The following is a 20454-nucleotide window of genomic DNA, read 5'->3' on the forward strand; positions in this document are numbered from 1 at the left end:
TCTCAGGTCCTCGTTCAGGCCGGGCCGTCGTAGGCAGCGAGCGCCGCACGGGCTGCCCGCTGTGCGCTCTGTGCCAGTTCCGGCGGGGAGACGATGCGGCCTTCCCCGCCGAGCCGCAGCGCGAGCCTGCGCAGTGAGGCCGGGTCGGGCGTGCGCAGGGTGATCCGCAGCCCGCCGTCGGGCAGCTCCTGGGCACTGTCGTGCGGATAGTACTCGGCGACCCACCGGCCGCCGGGGCCCACCTCCACCACGACCTCCGGGTCCTCGGCCGACGGCTGGACGAGCCCTTCGGACAGATCCCGCAGCTCCAGCTCGGGCGGCGCGGCCGGCTCGTCCAGCAGCCGGATCTCGGCGACCCGGTCGAGCCGGAACGTACGCCGGTCCTCGGTGGACCGGCACCAGGCCTCCATGTACGTGTGGCCCACGGCGAACAGCCGGATCGGGTCGACCTCGCGCTCGGTCAGCTCGTCGCGCGCGGGCGAGTAGTACCGCAGCCAGAGCCGGCGCCGCTCGGAGATCGCCCGGTCGACATCGGCGAAGACACCGCCCTCGGACTCGAAGGTGACCGAGAGCCGCGAGCTCGCCGCTCCCACCTCACCGGCCGCGGTCTCCAGCTTCGCGGTGGCCCGCAGCAGCGCCTGCCGGTCGCTCTCGCGCAGCCCCGGCAGGGTGGCCACGGCGCGGGCGGCGACCAGCAGCGCCGTCGCCTCGTCGGCCGCGAGCCGCAGCGGCTCCGCGACATCGTCCGGGTTGTGCCACCAGATCCGGTCGCCGTCGGTGTCGATGTCCAGCAGGTCGCCGCCGCGGAAGCTCGTCCCGCACATGGGCAGCACATCGAGGTCCGAGATCAGCTCGTCCTCGGTGATCCCGAAGGCGCGGGCGACGTCCTGGACGTGGGCGCCGGGGCGCTCACGCAGATACGTCACCAGGGAGAGCATCCGGCGGGTCTGGTCGATCGCGTTCGTGGCCATGAATGGGTCCCCTCAGTCCTTGGCCACGGCACGCAGCCGGTCCACCACATCGGCCCGCAGATCGGCGGGTTCCTGTACGACGACGTCCGGACCGAACTCGACGAGCCAGGCATCCAGACCGTGTCCGTACGGAATCTCCAACTCGTCCCACCCGTCGCCGAGTTCCCGGACCGATACGGCGCGCGAGCGCAGCGGGTATCCGGCCCCCGCGCGCAGCCTGATGCGTGCGGTCCGGGTGGCCGTCTCCCCCGCCCAGCTCTCGACCGTCTCCCGGACGGTCACGACGTCGGGCACCTCGGCGGTGAACGCTCCGGCCCGGGAGCGGACCCGGCCGGTGATCCGGGAGAGCCGGAACACCCGCTCGGCGCCGCGCTCCCGGTCCCAGCCGGCCAGGTACCAGTGGCCGCGCCAGCACTCCAGCGTCCACGGCTCGACCTGGCGCTGCTCGGGCCGGGCGGCGTTGGCCTTGCGGTAGTCGAAGGTCACCGGGCGGCGGTCCCGGCAGGCCAGCATCAACGGCTCGAAGGCGGCCTCATGAACGGGGATGCGGGGTTCGAGGGCGCTGTGCACCTCGTACGCGTCCTCGGCCTCCGGCATGCCCGCGGCCCGCAGCTTCTGCAGCGCACCACTGGCGGCACCGGCCAGCCGCGCCTGCTGCCAGACCTTGGCGGCCAGTCCGAGGGCGGCGGCCTCCTCGGCGTCCAGCGTGATCGGGGGCAGCCGGTTGCTGTCGCGGCGGGCGAGATATCCCGTCTCGCCGTCCAGGTTCTCCACGGTTTCGATGACCAGACCGAGCTCGCGCAGATCTTCCTTGTCGCGCTCGAACATCCGGTTGAAGGCGTCGTCGGAACCGGCTTCCAGATAGGCCTCGATGGAGCCGCGCAGCTCGCGCTTGCTCAGCGGACGCCGGGTCCCCAGCAGACACAGAGCCAGGTTCATCAGCCGCTCGGCCTTGGCGATCGCCATCGACGCCCTTTCTGTTTTGCTCTACGACGGTCGACCGTACCGCTCCGCGGTGTCCGGACAAAAGCGAGGGCCCGTGCCTTGCGGCACGGGCCCTCGCATCGCACGGATGCGGATCAGACGGCGACCAGGTCGCAGACGAAGATCAGTGTCTCGCCGGGGGCGATACGGCCGCCGCCGGCGCCGCGGTCGCCGTACGCGAGGTGCGCGGGGATGGTCAGCTGGCGGCGGCCGCCGACCTTCATGCCCTGCACGCCCCGGTCCCAGCCGGAGATGACCTGGCCGGCACCGAGCTGGAACTGCAGCGGGGCGCCGCGGTTCCAGGAGGCGTCGAACTCCTCGCCGGTGGAGAAGGCCACGCCCACGTAGTGGACGGAGACGGTGGCGCCTGCCTTGGCAACCGCGCCGTCGCCTTCCCAGATGTCCTTGATCTCCAGGTCGGCCGGCGGCTCGCCACCCGGGAAGTCGATCTCGGGCTTCTCGATGCTCACTGACTTGCTCCTCTTAATGATGAACTGGGCAACCGGGACAGTCTTACATCTTCGCCAGGATGTCCACGGCGAAGACCAGCGTCGACTTCGCCGGAATCGACTGCTGCGCCTTGTCGCCGAACCCCTGGTCCGGCGGGATGACGAGGAGCACGCGGCTGCCGATCTTCTTGCCGACCAGACCGTTCTTGAGCCCCTTGAGGGTGACCTGGGCGAGCGGGAAGGTCTGCGTCTTGCCCGCGGTGTAGGTGCTGTCGAACGTCTTGCCGTCCTTCCACAGCAGACCCACGTAGTTCACGACGACGCTGTCGGTGTCCTTCACGACATCGCCCTTGGACTCCAGGATGTAATTGGAGACGAGCTTCTTCGGCGGGTCGCTCTTGGTCGGGATGGTGACCTTCGGGGCCTTGCCGTCCGTGTTGGTGCCGACCTTGGGCAGGGCGATGTCGTCCTGGGCGACCTCGGTGCCCTTGGCGGACGCCGGGATCTGCGTCGACTTCAGAACGTCGACGACGAAGACGAGCGTGGCGTTCGGCTTGATGTCGCCCTGGCCCTGCGCCCCGTAGCCGAGCTCCGGCGGAATGACCAGCTCGACCCGGCTGCCGACCTTCTTGCCGACCAGGCCCTTGTCCCAGCCCTGGATCACCATGCCGGCGCCGAGGGTCAGGTCGAACGGCTGCTTGCGGTCGAAGCTGTTGTCGAACGGCTTGTCGGAGTCCCAGGCCTGCCCGAGGTAATTGACCTGGATCGCGTCACCGTTCTTGAGCGTGGCGCCGTCCCCCTCGCTGACGACCCGGGTCTTCAGCTCCTTGGGCGGGTTCCCCGTGCCCTTGGCCAGGGTGGGCTTCTCGCCGAACTTCGCGCCCGCGGTGATCGCGGGGAACCCGTCCTTGGACGCGGCGGAGGCGGAAGCGGAATCGGAAGCGGAGCCCTTTTCGTCACCGCAGGACGCTGTCAGCAGCAACAGGGGGACGACGAGAAGGCCGGCAAGTCGGCGCACTTGTTCCTCAGATCTCAGACGGCACAGTTGGTTGAGTCCCCGACACTCTAGGGCGTACGCAGGGCCCCGTACGAGGAACGTACGGGGCCCGCGTCGCGTCGGAAGCCGGGGTTTCCTGTCGCCGGCTCACATACCCGCGATCAGCTTCTCCACCCGGTCGTCGACCGAACGGAACGGGTCCTTGCACAACACCGTGCGCTGCGCCTGGTCGTTGAGCTTGAGATGGACCCAGTCGACGGTGAAGTCCCGCCGCTGCTCCTGGGCCCTGCGGATGAAGTCTCCGCGCAGCCGCGCCCTGGTCGTCTGCGGGGGCACCGACTTGCCCTCGAAGATCTTCAGGTCGTTGCACACACGGGCGGCCTGCCCCTTGCGCTCCAGCAGGTAGTACAGGCCGCGGCGGCGGTGGATGTCGTGGTACGCGAGGTCTATCTGGGCGACCCGCGGATGCGACATGGTCATGTTGTGCTTGGCCCGGTACCGCTCGATGAGCTTGTACTTCATCACCCAGTCGATCTCGGTCTCGATCCGGTCGAGGTCCTCGGCCTCGACCGCGTCGAGCGTACGGCCCCACAGTTCCAGGACCTGGGCGACGGTTCCGGTGCGGATGCCCCGGCGGTCGACGAAGTCCACGGCCTTCTCGTAGTACTCGCGCTGCACCTCGATGGCGGACGCCTCACGGCCACTGGCCAGGCGTACCTTGCGCTGCCCCGTGGTGTCGTGACTGACCTCGCGGATCGCCCGGATCGGGTTCTCCAGCGTCAGATCCCGCATCACGGTGCCCGCCTCGATCATGCGGAGCACCAGATCGGTCGCGCCGACCTTGAGCAGCATCGTCGTCTCGGACATGTTGGAGTCGCCGACGATGACGTGGAGGCGGCGGTAGCGCTCCGCGTCCGCGTGCGGTTCGTCGCGCGTGTTGATGATCGGGCGGGAACGGGTCGTCGCGGAGCTGACGCCCTCCCAGATGTGCTCGGCACGCTGGCTGACGCAGTAGACGGCGCCCCGCGGTGTCTGCAGCACCTTGCCCGCGCCGCAGATCAGTTGCCTCGTGACGAGGAAGGGAATGAGGATGTCCGCGAGCCGGGAGAATTCTCCGTGCCGCGCCACGAGATAGTTCTCGTGGCACCCGTAGGAGTTTCCCGCCGAGTCGGTGTTGTTCTTGAAGAGATAGACGTCGCCCGCGATTCCCTCCTCGTGCAGGCGGCGTTCGGCGTCGACGAGCAGACCTTCGAGAATGCGCTCGCCGGCCTTGTCGTGGGTGACCAATTCGGTCAGGTTGTCGCATTCGGGGGTTGCATATTCCGGATGCGATCCCACGTCGAGGTAGAGGCGGGCGCCGTTCCGCAGAAACACATTGCTGCTGCGGCCCCATGACACAACACGGCGGAAGAGGTAGCGCGCCACTTCATCAGGGGACAGTCGGCGCTGTCCCCTGAACGTGCACGTGACGCCGTACTCGTTCTCCAGCCCGAAAATGCGGCGGTCCATGACTGAACATTACGCCTGATGGCCTGAGCTGAAACCGGGTTCGACAGCACCGTTTCGATCATTTTCCGATCCCTGTACGGCAACTGCCGTGCGCCCGGGAACTGCGAGGACCCTTCCCGTGGCCAGCAGAACCAGCAGCGCCGCCACCCCACCGGCCCCCGCGACGGCGAAGCTCCACGCCGTACCGCCCAGCTCGACGGCCGGGCCGGCCACGGCCGTTCCCGCCGCCGCGCCCACCCCGAACGTCGTCACGAGCCAGGAGAACGCCTCCGTCACCGTGCCCCGCGGGGCGTGCCGGTCGACCACGATGAACGAGCACGCGATCGCGGGCGCCAGAAAGACTCCGGCCACCGCCGCCAGAGCGGTCATGGCGGCCACCCCCGGGGTCAGCATCAGCGGCAGGTAGCCCAGTGCCAGCAGGGCGACGATGCCCCGCAGCCGTCGCTCGGGAGCCCCGGCCCACTGCCGCGCCCCGTACACCGCGCCCCCGACCAGCGCACCCAGGCCGAGCGCGGCCATCAGCCAGCCGTACACCGACTCCCGGCCGTGGTCGTCGGCGTACGCCACACCGGCCACCGTGATGGAACCGAGGGCGAGCCCGACGAAGAAGAACGAGCCGAGCAGCGCCAGCAGCCCCGGCGAACGCAGCGCACCCAGCCAGTGCGCCTCGCGGGGCGCGGAGCGCCAGGCGCGGGAGGGCTCGGAGAGGACGACCGAGAGCGCCCCCAGAACCCCGATCGCATTGATCACGAGCAGGGCGGCGGCGGGCGACCACAGGGAGACGAGCAGGGTCACCAGCAGCGGGCCCACGGTGAACATGACCTCCTGGGCGACGGCGTCCATCGCGTACGCCCGGTGCACCCGGTCCTCGCTGCCCAGGACGCTCGGCCACAGGGCCCGCAGACCGCCCTCCAGCGGCGGGGTGAAGACGCCGGCCACCACCACCGCCCCGTAGGCCAGCGGCAGCGACCCCAGGCCCACCAGAGCCAGCAGGGCCATGCCCAGCGCCGACACCGCGGCGGCCGGCAGCTGGACGCGCGGCTGGCCGTACAGGTCGACGGCGCGGCCCAGCAGCGGCTGCCCGACCGCGGTGGACAGCCCGTACACGGCCGCGAGCGCGCCGGCGAGGGTGTAACTGCCGCCCTCGGCCCGGGTGAACAGCACGATCGCGATGTGCGCGGTGCCGTTCGGCAGCCGCCCCACCAGGGTTCCCGTCAGCAGCCGGGCGGCATGCCGCGCCCGGAGGATGTCCAGATATCCCGCGGCCATGTCCCGCCCTTCTCCTGCGGGCGCTCTCCGGCACCCTGAGGTTTTACGTATAACGTCGAGGCTCATACGTACCATGTGCCCAGTCCGCAGGTCCACCTCACGGCGCCTGCCCCGACCGGCCCGGAGGCCCCGAGTGACCAGCGCACCACCGTCACGCCCCGACCCGCCCCGGCCCACCAGCCGCGATGTCGCGCGGGCCGTCGGGGTCTCGCAGGCCACCGTCTCCCTCGTGCTCGGCGGCAAATGGCGCGGCCGGGTCTCCGAGGCCACGGCCGAACGCGTCCGGCACGCCGCCCGCGGCCTCGGCTACCAGCCCAACCTCGCCGCCCGCAGCCTCCGCCTCGGCCGTACCAGGACCGCTCTGCTCGTCGTCCCCGCGCTCACCAGCGAGTTCTTCGCCCGCGTCTACACCGGCGCCGCCGAGGTCGCCGCCGAACACGGCTTCGGGGTCGTCCTCTACCCGTCGCCCGAAGGCGTCGGTCCGGCCAGGGATCCGTTCGCCTCGGCGCGCGCCTCCCTGGACGGGGTGATCGCCTCGTCCATGGCCGCCGGCGCCCTCGACGCGCTGCGCGGCGCCGGTCTGCCGCTGGTCATGCTCGACAGCGACCCGGCGGACACCGGTGTCGCGGCCCGGGTCAACCTCGACATCGCCGACGGCATGCGGCAGGTCGCGGACCATCTGCTCGCGCTCGGCCACCGCCGCTTCGTGCACCTCGCGTCGGCGGTCGACTCCTGGACCTTCGCCGCCCGCGCGCGGGCACTCCACGACGCCCTGGCGGCGGTGCCCGGCACCTCCGTACGGACCGTCGCGGCGGTGCTCGACGTGCACGCGGGCCGCGAGGCGACGGAGCGGGCGCTGGACGCCCCCGGCCCCCGGCCCACCGCCCTCGTGTGCGACGACGACATCCTCGCCGCGGGCGCCTGCAAGGCCGCCCGCAGACTGGGGCTCCGGGTCCCCGACGACCTCTCCGTCACCGGTTTCGACGATCTGGCCCTGGCCACGGCCGTCGAACCGGAGCTCACCACCGTACAGCTGCCCGCCGAGCAGGTCGGGGAACGCGGCATGGCCGCCCTGCTGGCGGTCCTGGACGGCCGCCCGGCCGAGCCCGGCAGCCTGCCCGTGCGGCTGGTGGCACGCGGCTCCTCGGCACCCCCGCCCGCGGACGGCCCGCGGGCATGACGGTGCCCCGGCCCGCCGGGAGGGACGGACCGGGGCACCGGAGGAACTACTCCACGTCCCCACCGGAGTCGGTGGAGTCGGTGGGCTTGGCGACGTCCGTCGTGCTCGCGGGAGACCCGGTCTCCTCGCCGTCCTCGATGTCCGAGGGGGCGTCCGTCGGCGCGGCGCCGCCGTCCGCCTCCAGCAACCGCGCCAGCTGCCGGCCGACGATCCGCTTGAACTTGCGCTGCTGCGGCCTCGTACGGTCCAGGACCGCGACCTCCAGCCGCTCCGCGGGGATCTCCCGCTCGCTGCCGTTGGGATCACGCGACAGCGCCTGCACGGCCAGCTTGAGCGCCTCGGCGAGCGTCATCCCGTCCCGGTGCCGCTGATCCAGGAAGGTGCTGATCTGCTCGGCGTTGCCGCCGACCGCGACGGAGCCGTGCTCGTCGACGATCGAGCCGTCGTGCGGCAGCCGGTAGATCTGGTCGCCCTCCGGCTCGGCGCCCACCTCGGCGACCACCAGCTCCACCTCGTACGGCTTCTCGGCCGCACTGGAGAAGATGGTGCCCAGCGTCTGCGCGTAGACGTTGGCCAGCCCACGGGCCGTCACATCGTCGCGGTCGTAGGTGTACCCGCGCAGATCGGCGTAGCGCACACCGCCGATGCGGAGGTTCTCGTACTCGTTGTACTTGCCGGCGGCGGCGAAACCGATCCGGTCGTAGATCTCGCTGAACTTGTGCAGCGCACGGGACGGGTTCTCGCCGACGAACACAATGCCGTCGGCGTACTGCAGCACAACCAGGCTGCGACCACGGGCGATGCCCTTCCGGGCGTATTCCGCCCGGTCGGCCATGGCCTGCTGAGGTGAGACATAGAACGGCGTCGACACCGGTTATCCGTCCCTTTCTGTCAGTGACAAGAGCATCGAAGAAGCAGCGGAACGGCGGTCAGAGCAGCGCGGCGCGCGGGCCGTCGGGCTGTTCCATGCGACGTTCCAGGATCGTGCGGGCGATCTCCGAGGATTCCGCCTCGGCCAGCTTCCGGAAGCCCTCGTCGGTGATGACGGTGACGATCGGATAGATCCGCCGGGCCACATCGGGACCGCCGGTCGCCGAATCGTCGTCCGCGGCGTCGTACAGGGCCTGGACGACCAGGGTGAGGGCCTCCTGCTCCGTCAGGTCTTCGCGGTAGAGCTTCTTCATCGACCCGCGGGCGAAGATCGATCCGGAGCCGGTGGCCGCGTAGCCGACTTCCTCGGAACGGCCGCCGGTGACGTCGTACGAGAAGATCCGGCCCTTCTCGCGGTCGACGTCGAAGCCGGCGAAGAGCGGCACGACGGCGAGGCCCTGCATGGCCATGGCCAGGTTGCTGCGGATCATCGTGGAGAGCCGGTTCGCCTTGCCCTCCAGGGAGAGCTGGGCGCCCTCGACCTTCTCGAAATGCTCCAGCTCCAGCTGGAAGAGCTTGACCATCTCCACGGCCAGCCCGGCCGTACCGGCAATGCCCACCGCCGAGTACTCGTCGGCCGGGAAGACCTTCTCGATGTCGCGCTGCGCGATCATGTTGCCCATGGTGGCCCGCCGGTCGCCGGCCAGGACCACACCGCCGGCGAACGTCGCCGCGACGATGGTCGTCCCGTGCGGCGCCTCGATGACCCCCTGCAGGGGCGGCAGGCTCCGGTTGCCGGGGAGCAGCTGGGGAGAGTGGTCGGACAGGAAATCCATGAACGAAGAGGATCCCGGCGTCAGGAAGGCAGCTGGTAGACGCCCGGTGCTACGAGTGTTGGCTTCCACGCGTTTCCCTCCAGGTAAGCGACGGCCCCGCGGAAGGTGCCGGGATCGTCTCCCGACGTGCCGATGGCCGAATTGCAGTTGATGCGGTTACGCCACGGACCCTACCCGCCCCGTGGCAGTGATCCACCTGAACTGCGGGGGCGGCCGCACCGCTCGCGGTGCCGCTTGTGCCCGCGCGGCACGGGCCGACTCCGCCCGCACCGCGCGCACCTCTCCACCCCCGCGTTCACGTCTGTGAACTACTGTCCACCCTTTTGAACGAAGGAACGCACGAAGTCCTCTGCGTTCTCCTCGAGCACGTCATCGATCTCGTCCAGAACCGAGTCGACATCGTCGCTCAGCTTCTCCTGGCGCTCCTTGAGGTCCTCGGACGCCTGCGCGTCCTGCGCCTGCTCCTCGACCTCCTCCGTGGAACGCGTCGCCTTCTGCTGTCCGCCGCCGGTGTCCTTGGTCGCCATATAGCTCACCCCGCTCGGTTCGAAGCACTTGATCAGACCCTACCCACGGGGTCCGACATTGGCCCGGTACTTGTCTCAACGTCCGGGGGTCATCCCGATGATTCCCCGATCGCGGCCCTTTCAGCCGCCCGACAGCACCTGGACCAGCTCCTCCGCCGTGCGGCAGCGGTCCAGCAGCTCCTTGACGTGGTTGCGGGTGCCCCGGAGCGGTTCCAGGGTGGGGACCCGCTGCAGCGAGTCATGGCCCGGAAGGTCGAAGATCACCGAGTCCCACGAGGCCGCGGCCACGTCGTCGGCGTACTGCTCCAGGCAGCGGCCCCGGAAGTAGGCCCTGGTGTCCTCCGGGGGGGCCGTACGGGCCTTCTCGATGTCCCCGTCGTCCAGCAGGCGCTTCATCTTGCCGCGCGCCGCCAGACGGTTGTACAGGCCCTTCTCGGCCCTCACGTCGGCGTACTGGAGATCCACCAGGTGCAGCCGCGCCGCGTCCCAGTCCAGGCCGTCACGGCGACGGTAGCCCTCCATGAGTTCCCGCTTGGCGATCCAGTCGAGCTCGCCGGACAGGCTCATCGGATCGTTCTCCAGCCGGTTGAGGGTGTCCTCCCAGCGGACCAGGACGTCCTTGGTCTGCTCGTCGGCGTCCGCCCCGTACCGTTCCTCGACGTATTTGCGGCCCAGCTCGAAGTACTCCATCTGGAGCTGCACCGCGGTGAGCGTACGGCCGCTGCGCAGCGTGATCAGGTGCTGCAGAGTCGGGTCGTGGGAGACGTGGTGCAGCGTGCGCACCGGCTGGTCGACCGCGAGATCGACGTTGATGAAGCCGTCCTCGATCATGGAGAGGACCAGGGCGGTGGTGCCGAGTTTGAGGTAGGTGGAGATCTCCGAAAGGTTCGCGTCGCCGATGATCACATGGAGCCGGCGGTACTTCTCGGCGTCGGAGTGCGGTTCGTCGCGGGTGTTGATGATGGGGCGCTTGAGGGTGGTCTCCAGGCCGACCTCGACCTCGAAGTAGTCGGCGCGCTGGCTGATCTGGAAGCCGTGCTCGTGGCCGTCCTGGCCGATTCCCACGCGTCCCGCGCCGGTCACCACCTGGCGGGAGACGAAGAACGGGGTCAGATGGCGCACGATGTCGGAGAAGGGGGTCTCCCGCTTCATCAGGTAGTTCTCGTGCGTGCCGTACGAGGCGCCCTTGTTGTCGGTGTTGTTCTTGTAGAGGTGGATCGGCTGGGCGCCGGGCAGCTGGGCCGCGCGCTCGGCCGCCTCGGCCATGATGCGTTCGCCGGCCTTGTCCCAGAGCACCGCGTCCCGCGGATTGGTGACTTCCGGGGAGCTGTACTCGGGGTGCGCGTGGTCGACGTAGAGGCGGGCCCCGTTGGTGAGGATGACATTGGCGAGGCCGATGTCCTCGTCGGTGAGCTGGCTGGAGTCCGCGGTCTCGCGGGCGAGGTCGAATCCTCGCGCGTCCCGCAGCGGGTTCTCCTCCTCGAAGTCCCAGCGGGCGCGGCGCGCCCGGTGCATCGCCGCCGCGTAGGCATTGACGATCTGGGACGAGGTGAGCATGGCATTGGCGTTGGGGTGGCCGGGGACGGAGATCCCGTACTCCGTCTCGATGCCCATTACTCGCCGTACGGTCATGCGGCCCTCCTTGCCCGGCGGCGCTCCCTTGAGGGGCGGCGCTCAAGTACCGCTGCTTGTCGGTGGCGCGTGCGCTGCCCGTCCACGCACTGCGCGACCGGGCGGTACGCAAGAGCCTAGAGCGCCTCTGTGCTGGTGGGGAGATCAATTGCGTCATTGCTGCGGTGTCGTGCGAGCTGTCCGGAAAGCAACCGGCTGCGGATGCCCGGCCGGGCATCCGCAGCCGGTCCGCGCTTTACAGGTACTGCCCGGTATTCGCCACCGTGTCGATGGAGCGGCCGGTGTCCGCGCCCTGCTTTCCGGTGACAAGCGTACGGATGAACACGATCCGCTCGCCCTTCTTGCCGGAGATGCGGGCCCAGTCGTCCGGGTTCGTGGTGTTCGGCAGGTCCTCGTTCTCCTTGAACTCGTCCACGCATGCCTGGAGGAGATGGGAGACGCGAAGGCCCTTCTGGCCCTGGTCGAGGAAATCCTTGATGGCCATCTTCTTGGCCCGGTCGACGATGTTCTGGATCATCGCGCCGGAATTGAAGTCCTTGAAGTAGAGGACTTCCTTGTCGCCGTTGGCGTACGTGACTTCGAGGAAGCGGTTCTCCTCGGACTCGGTGTACATCCGCTCGACGACGGACTGGATCATCGCGTGCGTGGCGGCCTCCTTGGAGCCGGTGTGCTCCGCGAGGTCGTCCGAGTGCAGGGGCAGAGAAGGCGTGAGGTACTTCGCGAAGATGTCCTTCGCGGCCTCCGCGTCCGGGCGCTCGATCTTGATCTTCACATCGAGGCGGCCGGGTCGCAGGATCGCGGGGTCGATCATGTCCTCGCGGTTGGAGGCGCCGATGACGATGACGTTCTCCAGGCCCTCGACACCGTCGATCTCGGCGAGCAGCTGGGGGACGATGGTGTTCTCCACGTCCGAGCTGACGCCGGATCCCCGGGTGCGGAAGAGGGACTCCATCTCGTCGAAGAAGACGATGACGGGAGTGCCCTCGCCGGCCTTCTCGCGGGCACGCTGGAAGACCAGGCGGATGTGCCGCTCGGTCTCGCCGACGTACTTGTTGAGGAGCTCCGGGCCCTTGATGTTGAGGAAGTAGCTCTTGCCCGCGGGCTGGCCCGTGACTTCGGCGACCTTCTTGGCAAGGGAGTTGGCCACCGCCTTGGCGATGAGCGTCTTTCCGCAGCCGGGCGGTCCGTAGAGCAGGATGCCCTTCGGCGGCCGCAGTTCGTGCTCCTTGAAGAGGTCGGGGTGGAGGTAGGGGAGCTCGACCGCGTCCCGGATCAGCTCGATCTGGTCGCCCAGGCCGCCGATCTTGTCGTAGTCGATGTCCGGGACCTCTTCGAGGACGAGCTCTTCGACCTCGCTCTTGGGGACCACTTCGTAGACATAGCCGGACCTGGATTCGAGCAGGAGCGCGTCGCCGGGGCGGATGGTGGCGTCCAGCAGTGGCTCGGCGAGCCGTACCACCCGTTCCTCGTCGGTGTGTCCGATGACCAGGGCCCGCTCGCCGTCCTCAAGGATCTCCTTGAGGGTGACGATGTCCCCGGCCCGCTCGAATTCCATGGCGTCGACCACGTTGAGCGCTTCATTGAGCATGACTTCCTGGCCGCGCCGGAGGTCGTCGAGTTCGACGCTGGGGCTGACATTCACCCGGAGCTTTCGGCCTCCGGTGAAGATGTCGCAGGTGCCGTCCTCATTGCCCTGCAAGAACACACCGAACCCGGCCGGCGGCTGTGCGAGCCGGTCGACTTCTTCCTTGAGGGCCACGATCTGGTCGCGGGCCTCGCGGAGCGTGTTGGCGAGCCGTTCGTTCTGCGCGGACACGCCTGCCAGGTTGGTCTGCAACTCGACGATCCGCTCTTCGAGAATCCTCGTATGGCGCGGAGAGTCGGCGAGCTTACGTCGCAGGACGGCGATTTCCTGCTCGAGATAGGCGACCTGGCCGGCTGGGTCTTCGGACCCCCGCCCGGGCCGGATGCCGCGGTTGATGTCGTCGTCGTGGGCTGCCACGGTCCTCACCTCCTCCAAGGGGAGCTGGACGCTTCCTGACCCTACCTGGGTGGGTGATGATTGAAACCCCTAGATCACAAAGACTGCGGGGCGTGTCCGATCTTCACCCTTGCGTTCCCCCTCGTGAGAGGGGAATACCCACCCTTCAACATCGGAAAGCGGCCGGTTGTATCGTCGAACCGTTCAACACCCGTCAGGGCTGGCTTCTTTTGGTTCGGATACGCAGGGAACGGCAGGAGAAATGACCGTGCAGCAGGACGCTCCCACCGGCAGCGACACACAGGGTCTGGAGGTCTGGATCGACCAGGACCTCTGCACGGGGGACGGCATCTGCGTGCAGTACGCGCCCGAGGTGTTCGAGCTGGACATCGACGGTCTGGCGTATGTGAAGAGCAGCGACGACGAGCTGTTGCAGGACAAGGGCGCGACCACGCCCGTACCGCTGCCGCTGCTTCAGGACGTCGTCGATTCGGCCAAGGAGTGCCCGGGCGACTGCATCCATGTGCGTCGTGTTTCGGACAGGGTCGAAGTGTACGGTCCCGAGGCCGCCTGATCCGGCGGCTCCGGGCGGGCGGGCACGCGCGGTGACCGCTCAGGCGTCGGCCGGGGCGGCCCGGACGCTTCGGACGAACGCGCCGCCCTTCCACCGCCAGGTGACCTTCTCCTGCTGGTCGGGGCAGCAGCGGGGTACGTCGGCCGAGGAGTAGCCGAACAGGGTGGCGGAGACGACGCCGTCACGCACCGCGAGATCGCCGACGTTCATCTTCTGCGCGGGGTCCACCAGGGTCGCCACGATCCTGGGTGCGGCCCCGCTTCCCCGTGTGAGGACGTAGACGCCGCTGGGCGGGGTACCGGATCCGGCGTCGCAGTGGACGACGGCGACGGTCTCGGGGCGGCCGTCGCCGTCGAGGTCGCCGGGTGCCTGTTGGGCCACGACACTCCCCACCCCGGCGCATTCCAGGGGATAGGCCACCCGCTCCGGATCGGGTGCGGCGACGGGTGCGGTGCCGTGCTGTGCGGTGGTCCGGTGGGTGGTCGAGGCGGAGGCGGCGGGGTCCGGCTGGAGCATTCCGGCGGCTGCGACGACAGCGGCCATGGCTGTCGCGGTGGCGAGCCAGTGCAGCGGCCTGCTGTCGGTGTGCGCGAGGTCCGGGAGCTCGGAGGGCTGCACGCGGGATGTCTCCTGTGGTTCCTGTGGATCGAGGATGCCTGGATGCCCGGGCGGGCGGTGCCGCCCGTGGGACGTCCGCGGTGGCGTGGGGTGGCCAGCATCGTGCCACACCCCATGGGACAGGGGAACGGTGGGGTCGGCGCGGATGCGTGTCCCTGTCGACAACGGAAAGGCGCCGCCGCCGAGTTCCCGGGTCGGTCCGGGAACTCGGCGTCGGCGCCGGTACGTTGTGCGGCTCAGCCGCGGGAGGAGCCGCTCTGGCTGCCGGGACCGTCGTAGTCCTCGCCGTAGGCGCCCTTGGCCGGGCGGCGGCGGCGCAGCGGGGCCTCCACACCGTCGGCCAGGCGGCGGGCGGTGACGAGGAAGCCGGTGTGGCCGATCATCCGGTGGTCCGGACGGACGGCCAGTCCCTCGACGTGCCAGTTGCGGATCATCGATTCCCAGGGCTGCGGTTCGGCGAAGCAGCCCATCTCGCGGATGGACTCGACGGTCCGCGCGAGCTGGGTGGTCGTCGCGACGTACGCGCAGAGGATGCCGCCGGGGACGAGCGCCTTGGAGACGGCCTCCAGGCACTCCCAGGGGGCGAGCATGTCGAGGACGACCCGGTCGACGTCGGTGTCCGAAAGGTTGTCCTGGAGGTCGCCGACGGTGAGCTGCCAGGCGGGGTGGGGTTCGCCGAAGTAGCGTTCCACGTTCTGCTGGGCGATCTCGGCGAAGTCCTCGCGGCGCTCGTAGGAGTGCAGCATGCCCTGGTCGCCGATGGCGCGCAGCAGGAAGGTGGAGAGCGAGCCGGAGCCGACGCCGGCTTCCACGACGCGGGCGCCGGGGAAGATGTCGGCGAAGGCCAGGATCTGCCCCGCGTCCTTGGGGTAGACCACGGCGGCGCCGCGGGGCATGGACAGGACGTAGTCGGGGAGCAGGGGGCGCAGCGCGAGATAGGCGACGTTTCCCGTGGTTCGGACAACACTGCCCTCGGGGGCACCGATCAGCTCGTCGTGCGGGAAAGAACCCTTGTGGGTGTGGAAGTTCTTTCCGGCTTCGAGCGTGAAGGTGTAGTGGCGTCCCTTGGGATCGGTGAGCTGGACCTGGTCCCCGACCTTGAAGGGCCCGCGTCGGCGGGCGGCACCGGTCGGTTCAGACATGTGACCAGCGTACCGGTGATTCCCCGGGCTCCGACCGCGAGGCGGGGCGCGGGCCGGGCGGTCAGGCGGCCGGCCTGGCCAGGGCGGCGACGAATGCCCGTTCGACGTCGGCGGTGGACAGCACGCCGAAGATCTCCCCGGTCTCCTCGAGGACGAGGTATTCGGTGGCGGGATTGGCCTTGAGGCGGTCCAGCAGTGCTTCGCCGGCCAGCTCGGCGGAGATCTTCATGCCTTCGGTGAGGTCCTGGGCGAGGCCGCCCACGGCGACCCACGGGCGGCGGTGTTCGGGGACGGAGACGATGGCCGTTTCGCGGACGACGCCCTTGGGTTCGCCGTGCCCGTCGACGACGACGAGGGCGCGGGCGCCCGCCTCGTTGGCGCGGCGCAGGGCCTCGGAGAGCGGGGTGGCGGCCTCCACCGGGACGGCGCGCCGGGTGAGGGTGCGGGCACGCAGTTCGGGGAGGTGCTCGCGCAGGCGGGCCATGCGCAGGCTGTTGCCCGCTCCGGTCCAGATGATGGCGGCGAGGATGGCGGCGAGCAGCGCGTCGGTGACGGTGTCCATGCCGCTGAGGTCCCGGGGGTCGTTCCCGAAGGAGCCGGTGTGGGTGAGCAGCGGGAGGCCGATGAGGGTGACGACGGCGAGGGCCCGGCCGACCCAGGCGGCGGCGACGGTGCCGCTCATCGGCCGGCCGGTGATCTTCCAGACGACGGCGCGGAGCATCCGTCCGCCGTCGAGCGGGAGGCCGGGCAGGAGGTTGAAGGCTGCCACCAGGAGGTTGGAGATCATCAGTCCGGCGAGGAGGACGCCGGGCACGGTGCCGGGTGCGACGAACAACATCCCGACGTAGAAGAGGCCGGCCAGCACCAGGGAGAGCAGCGGGCCGACGAAGGCGAGCAGGAATTCGCGGCCGGGCGTCTCGGACTCCTTCTCGATCTCGGAGACGCCGCCGAAGAACTGGAGCTGGATGCGGCGCACGGGCAGCTCGTAGCGCAGCGCGACGACCGTGTGGGCGAGTTCGTGGACGAGCACGGAGGCGTAGAAGGCGATCGCGAAGAAGAGGGAGACCAGGTAGCGCGCCGCGCCGAGCTCGGGCAGTACGCGTTCGAGCTGACCGCCGAAGACCCAGGTGATCAGTGCGGCCACGATGAACCAGCTCGGTGCGACGTACACGGGCACGCCGAAGGGACGGCCCATGAGAAGGCCGCCGCCGGGCTCTTCGGGGCGCCGCGGTTCGCCCTTGCCGGGGCCGGTGCCGGGGGCCGTTCCCCCCGTACCGGGCTGCGGCCGCCCGCTGTCGCCGCTCTCGTCCACGGGGTCCTTTCGGTCGGTGCCGTACGGCACGATCATGCAGTGTTCGAGGGTCTGTGGTCGATGGTATGCCGCCGGCTGTCGGTGGCGGGCCGTAGGGTCTTCGACATGACCTCCCTGCCGCGGCCCGCTCAGCCGCCTTCGTCCCTGTCGCCGTCGCGGGCGAGCGATTTCATGCAGTGTCCTCTGCTGTACCGCTTCCGGGTCATCGACAAGCTGCCGGAGAAGCCCAGCGAAGCGGCTACCCGGGGCACGCTGGTCCACGCGGTGCTGGAGCGGCTCTTCGACAACCCGGCCGCGGAGCGCACGGCGGGCCGGGCCACCTCGCTGATCCCCGCCCAGTGGGACCGGCTGCTGGAGTCGAAGCCGGAGCTGTCGGAGCTGTTCGCGGAGGATGCCGGGGGCGAGCGGCTGTCGCGCTGGCTCTCGGAGGCGGAGAGCCTGGTGGAGCGCTGGTTCTCGTTGGAGGATCCGACGCGCCTGGAGCCCGCCGAGCGGGAGATGTTCGTCGAGACGGAGCTGGAGTCGGGCCTGCGGCTGCGCGGGGTGATCGACCGGATCGATGTGGCGCCGACGGGCGAGGTCCGGATCGTCGACTACAAGACGGGAAAGGCACCGCGCCCGGAGTATGCGGAGGGCGCGCTCTTCCAGATGAAGTTCTACGCCCTGGTGATCTGGCGGCTGAAGGGCGTGGTGCCGCGCCGGCTCCAGCTCGTCTATCTCGGCAGTGGCGACATCGTGACGTACGACCCGGTGGTGGCGGATCTGGAGCGGGTCGAGCGGAAGCTGCTGGCCCTCTGGGACGCGATCCGGCTGGCCACGGAGACGGGTGAGTGGCGGCCCCGGCCGACGAAGCTGTGCGGCTGGTGCGACCACCGGTCGGTCTGCCCGGAATTCGGTGGCACTCCCCCGGTATATCCGTTGTCCGTACGCCCGGCGGAGCCGGAGCAGGATGTCCAGGGCAGAATGGACCCGGTCCGCGCTGAGGCCGCCCGGCCTGTGGCCCTCGAAGGACCTCAACTCGAAGGACCGTAAGGAGACCCTGTGGCTATCCGCGTCCTACTGGTCGACGACCAACCACTGCTGCGCACCGGCTTCCGGATGATTCTGGAGGCGGAGGGGGATCTCGCGGTGGTGGGCGAGGCCGGTGACGGCCTCCAGGCTCTCGACCAGGTGCGGGCGCTGCAGCCCGATGTGGTGCTGATGGACATCCGCATGCCGCGGATGGACGGCGTCGAGGCGACGCGTCAGATCACCGGTCCGGGCCGGGACGGTCCGGCGAAGGTGCTGGTGCTGACCACGTTCGATCTCGACGAGTACGTGGTGGAGGCGTTGCGCGCCGGCGCCAGCGGCTTCCTGCTGAAGGACGCTCCGGCCAATGAGCTGGTGCAGGCGATCCGTGTGGTCGCGGCGGGCGAGGCGATGCTCGCTCCGAGCATCACCCGCAGGCTGCTCGACAAGTACGCGGACCACCTGCCGTCCGGCGAGGAGCCGCTGCCGGACACCCTGCACACGCTGACGGACCGGGAGGTCGAGGTGCTGAAGCTGGTGGCGCGCGGCCTGTCGAACGCGGAGATCGCCGCGGATCTGTTCGTCAGCGAGACGACGGTCAAGACGCATGTCGGCCACGTGCTGACCAAGCTCGGCCTGCGGGACCGGGTGCAGGCGGCCGTGTACGCGTACGAGAGCGGCCTGGTGCGCCCCGGCGCCCAGTGAGCGAACCGGAGGGCGGCCCCGCGAGGCCCGGAACGCGGACGGCGCCCCCCGGCCGGGGGGCGCCGTCCGCGTTCAGCCGGTGCCCTTGCCGAGTTCCCAGAGGTGTAGATCGGCGGAGGAGTTGACCGCCCACTCGACGCCGGTGAGTCCTTCGCGGGAAGCGGCGTACTGCTTGCCCTGCCAGATCGGCAGGAGGGGGACGTCGGTGGCGATGATGTCCTGGAGCTGCCGGAAGGTCTTGGTCGCGGCGCTGCGGTCGGACTCCCGGCGGGACTGCGGGATGAGCGTCTTCTGGGCCGGGGTCAACGTGTAGGGCGAGTTGAGGAAGTTGTTCCGGTCGAGGAACGGCGCCACGAAGTTGTCGGGGTCCGGGAAGTCGGGGAACCAGCCCATGCCGTACACGGCGTAGTCGCCGCGCAGCTGTGCCGGGCGGTACTTCGCCCAAGGGGTTCCCTCGACGGTCACGTCGAACAGTCCGGTGTCGTTGAACTGCTTCTTCAGGGTTCCGAACTCGGCGGCGGAGCCGGCCCCGACACGGTCGGACGGGTAGTGGAGGGTGAGCTTCACCGGGGTGTCGACGCCTGCGTCGTCCAGGATCGCCGCGGCCTTCGCGGCACTGGGCTCCCGGTACTTGTCGTAGAACGAGTTGGCGTGCGCGGTGATGCCGGACGGGATCAGCGAGTACAGCGGCTCGGCCGTGGTGCCGTACACCTTGCCCGCGATCTCGCCGCGGTCGATGATCTGGGCCATGGCCTGGCGGACGGCCTTGTTCTTCACGGCCGGGTCGTTGGTGTTGAAGCCCAGGAAATGGATGGCGAGGCCGGGCATCTCGGTGAGTTTGATGCCGTCCTCGGGCTTTTCGAGCATCTGCCGGGACTGCTCGGGCGACATGGTGCGGGTCATCATGTCGATCTTCTTGTCGTCGAGGGCCTTGCCCATGGCCTCCGGGCCGGGGAAGACGTCCAGCTCGACCTTCTCGTTCCGCACCTTCAGGTCCCCCTTGTAGAGGGGATTCCTGGTGAAGAGGACCTTGACGACCTTGTTGTGCTCGACTTCCGGCTTCATCGTGTACGGGCCGGAGCCGTCCACCTGGAATCCGGCGCGCGCGGACTTCGCCTCGTACTTGCTCCGGGGCACGATCCCGGCGACCGGGGTGGCGAGCTTGTACGGGAACGTGGCGTCCGGCGTGCGGAGGTGGAAGACGACCTCCCGCTCGCCGCGCGTCTCGACGGTGTCGATGTTGGCGAGCAGGGCGACGGGGCCGTTGTCGGCGTCGATGCGGATGACGCGGTCGATGGAGTACTTCACGTCATCGGCGGTGATCGCCGTGCCGTCGGCGAACTTCAGGCCGCCGCGCAGCTTGCAGCGGTAGCTCTCGTTCTGGGTGTCCGTGAAGGCGCAGCTCTCCGCCGCTTCGGGTACCGGCTCGCCGCCGCCGCGCGGCACATGCATCAGCGTCTGCACGGTCTGCCGGAGAACGTTCCAGACGCCCGCTTCGTAGCCGATGGCGGGGTCGAGGGGGGCGGGGCTGTCCTTGGAGGCGACGAACTGGTCCGTGGTGCCGACAACGATGGCAGCCTTGCCATCGCTCCCGTCTCCCGACGCGCCGCAGGCGGCGAGTGCGGGTGCGAGCAGGCCGACGACGGCCGGCAGCACCAGAGTCTTGCGGTTCATTGTGGACGCTCTCCCTCATCCGGCATTGAGAGAGCGACACTAGTGCGCGCCGTCGGCGTGGCCGGACCGGAGCTGCCCCGATGCGTAATCGGACGGTGATGGGAATGACCGGCGAGCCGTTTTCCCCGGTCGGGAAGGTTTCTCACGAGAAGCCATCAACCGGGACACTTCGATACCCCAAAAAGGCCATCTCGGGCGATCTTGAAGAGCCATTGA

General features: G+C 69.5%; 19 protein-coding genes and 1 pseudogene. 4 read left to right on the forward strand and 16 right to left on the reverse strand.

All coding sequences use genetic code 11. The features are described 5' to 3' along the window. Positions 1-14 precede the first annotated feature (14 nt). The 6 genes from ACIOMQ_RS15855 to ACIOMQ_RS15880 all read right to left on the reverse strand — a co-directional run bounded on the left by ACIOMQ_RS15855 (position 15) and on the right by ACIOMQ_RS15880 (position 6179). A complete protein-coding gene (locus ACIOMQ_RS15855) occupies positions 15-971 on the reverse strand; it encodes a WYL domain-containing protein (RefSeq protein ID WP_362211486.1) in 957 nt (318 codons plus the stop codon). Between the two features lie 12 nt (positions 972-983). After that, the gene (locus ACIOMQ_RS15860; RefSeq protein ID WP_362211489.1) at positions 984-1937 is read right to left on the reverse strand and encodes a WYL domain-containing protein; all 954 of its coding nucleotides are present in this window, start codon (positions 1935-1937) and stop codon (positions 984-986) included. A gap of 113 nt (positions 1938-2050) precedes the next feature. Beyond that, positions 2051-2425, reverse strand: coding sequence for an FKBP-type peptidyl-prolyl cis-trans isomerase (locus ACIOMQ_RS15865; protein ID WP_362211492.1), 375 nt, complete (start codon positions 2423-2425; stop codon positions 2051-2053). Between the two features lie 43 nt (positions 2426-2468). Then, a complete protein-coding gene (locus ACIOMQ_RS15870) occupies positions 2469-3422 on the reverse strand; it encodes an FKBP-type peptidyl-prolyl cis-trans isomerase (protein ID WP_362211495.1) in 954 nt (317 codons plus the stop codon). 126 nt (positions 3423-3548) lie between these two features. Next, a complete protein-coding gene (gene pafA, locus ACIOMQ_RS15875; RefSeq protein ID WP_093894153.1) occupies positions 3549-4910 on the reverse strand; it encodes a Pup--protein ligase in 1362 nt (453 codons plus the stop codon). A 9-nt stretch (positions 4911-4919) separates the two neighbouring features. Then, complete coding sequence (locus ACIOMQ_RS15880; RefSeq protein ID WP_362211499.1) at positions 4920-6179, reverse strand: MFS transporter; 1260 nt, start codon at positions 6177-6179, stop codon at positions 4920-4922. A 73-nt stretch (positions 6180-6252) separates the two neighbouring features. On the opposite strand from ACIOMQ_RS15880, the gene ACIOMQ_RS15885 reads away from it, so the two are divergent. Further along, entirely contained in the window at positions 6253-7359 is a 1107-nt protein-coding gene (locus ACIOMQ_RS15885; RefSeq protein WP_362211502.1) for a LacI family DNA-binding transcriptional regulator, read from the forward strand. 46 nt (positions 7360-7405) lie between these two features. On the opposite strand, the gene prcA is transcribed toward ACIOMQ_RS15885, so the two are convergent. The 6 genes and pseudogenes from prcA to arc form a co-directional block, all read right to left on the reverse strand. Continuing rightward, on the reverse strand, positions 7406-8230 hold the full coding sequence (prcA, locus tag ACIOMQ_RS15890; protein WP_362211505.1) for a proteasome subunit alpha: 825 nt from the start codon (positions 8228-8230) through the stop codon (positions 7406-7408). Between the two features lie 58 nt (positions 8231-8288). Further along, positions 8289-9134, reverse strand: coding sequence for a proteasome subunit beta (gene prcB / locus ACIOMQ_RS15895; RefSeq protein WP_362211508.1), 846 nt, complete (start codon positions 9132-9134; stop codon positions 8289-8291). Next, positions 9086-9276 (reverse strand): annotated as a pseudogene (locus ACIOMQ_RS15900) (endonuclease domain-containing protein); the annotation flags it as partial. The gene prcB and the pseudogene ACIOMQ_RS15900, both read right to left, overlap by 49 nt. A gap of 97 nt (positions 9277-9373) precedes the next feature. Then, entirely contained in the window at positions 9374-9592 is a 219-nt protein-coding gene (locus ACIOMQ_RS15905; RefSeq protein WP_016325855.1) for a ubiquitin-like protein Pup, read from the reverse strand. Between the two features lie 120 nt (positions 9593-9712). Next, positions 9713-11224, reverse strand: coding sequence for a depupylase/deamidase Dop (gene dop / locus ACIOMQ_RS15910; protein ID WP_362211512.1), 1512 nt, complete (start codon positions 11222-11224; stop codon positions 9713-9715). Between the two features lie 235 nt (positions 11225-11459). After that, positions 11460-13226, reverse strand: a complete 1767-nt coding sequence (arc, locus tag ACIOMQ_RS15915) for a proteasome ATPase (RefSeq protein ID WP_362211515.1) — start codon at positions 13224-13226, stop codon at positions 11460-11462. 241 nt (positions 13227-13467) lie between these two features. Here arc and ACIOMQ_RS15920 point away from each other — a divergent pair, with 241 nt between their 5' ends. Then, positions 13468-13779, forward strand: coding sequence for a ferredoxin (locus ACIOMQ_RS15920; protein WP_389800560.1), 312 nt, complete (start codon positions 13468-13470; stop codon positions 13777-13779). A 39-nt stretch (positions 13780-13818) separates the two neighbouring features. Here the strand turns inward: ACIOMQ_RS15920 and ACIOMQ_RS15925 are convergent, their stop codons facing one another. From ACIOMQ_RS15925 to ACIOMQ_RS15935, 3 genes are all read right to left on the reverse strand, one after another. After that, positions 13819-14397 (reverse strand): hypothetical protein, encoded by a 579-nt coding sequence (locus ACIOMQ_RS15925; protein ID WP_402189214.1) that lies wholly within the window; start codon positions 14395-14397, stop codon positions 13819-13821. A 236-nt stretch (positions 14398-14633) separates the two neighbouring features. Next, the gene (locus ACIOMQ_RS15930; protein ID WP_362211524.1) at positions 14634-15539 is read right to left on the reverse strand and encodes a tRNA (adenine-N1)-methyltransferase; all 906 of its coding nucleotides are present in this window, start codon (positions 15537-15539) and stop codon (positions 14634-14636) included. 61 nt (positions 15540-15600) lie between these two features. After that, entirely contained in the window at positions 15601-16851 is a 1251-nt protein-coding gene (locus tag ACIOMQ_RS15935) for a site-2 protease family protein (RefSeq protein WP_401267583.1), read from the reverse strand. A gap of 171 nt (positions 16852-17022) precedes the next feature. Between ACIOMQ_RS15935 and ACIOMQ_RS15940 the strand changes: the two genes are divergently transcribed. Continuing rightward, positions 17023-17883 carry a PD-(D/E)XK nuclease family protein gene (locus tag ACIOMQ_RS15940; protein ID WP_362211536.1) on the forward strand — a complete coding sequence of 287 codons (861 nt, stop codon included), beginning with the start codon at positions 17023-17025 and terminating at the stop codon, positions 17881-17883. A gap of 9 nt (positions 17884-17892) precedes the next feature. After that, positions 17893-18564: a response regulator transcription factor gene (locus tag ACIOMQ_RS15945; RefSeq protein WP_266736078.1), complete on the forward strand. Its 672-nt coding sequence runs from the start codon at positions 17893-17895 to the stop codon at positions 18562-18564. Positions 18565-18636: 72 nt separating this feature from the next. Here ACIOMQ_RS15945 and ACIOMQ_RS15950 read toward each other — a convergent pair whose 3' ends face one another. After that, positions 18637-20238: an ABC transporter substrate-binding protein gene (locus ACIOMQ_RS15950; protein ID WP_362211610.1), complete on the reverse strand. Its 1602-nt coding sequence runs from the start codon at positions 20236-20238 to the stop codon at positions 18637-18639. Positions 20239-20454: the final 216 nt, after the last annotated feature.

Source organism: Streptomyces sp. NPDC087845 (assembly GCF_044742755.1).
Classification (GTDB): Bacteria; Actinomycetota; Actinomycetes; order Streptomycetales; family Streptomycetaceae; genus Streptomyces.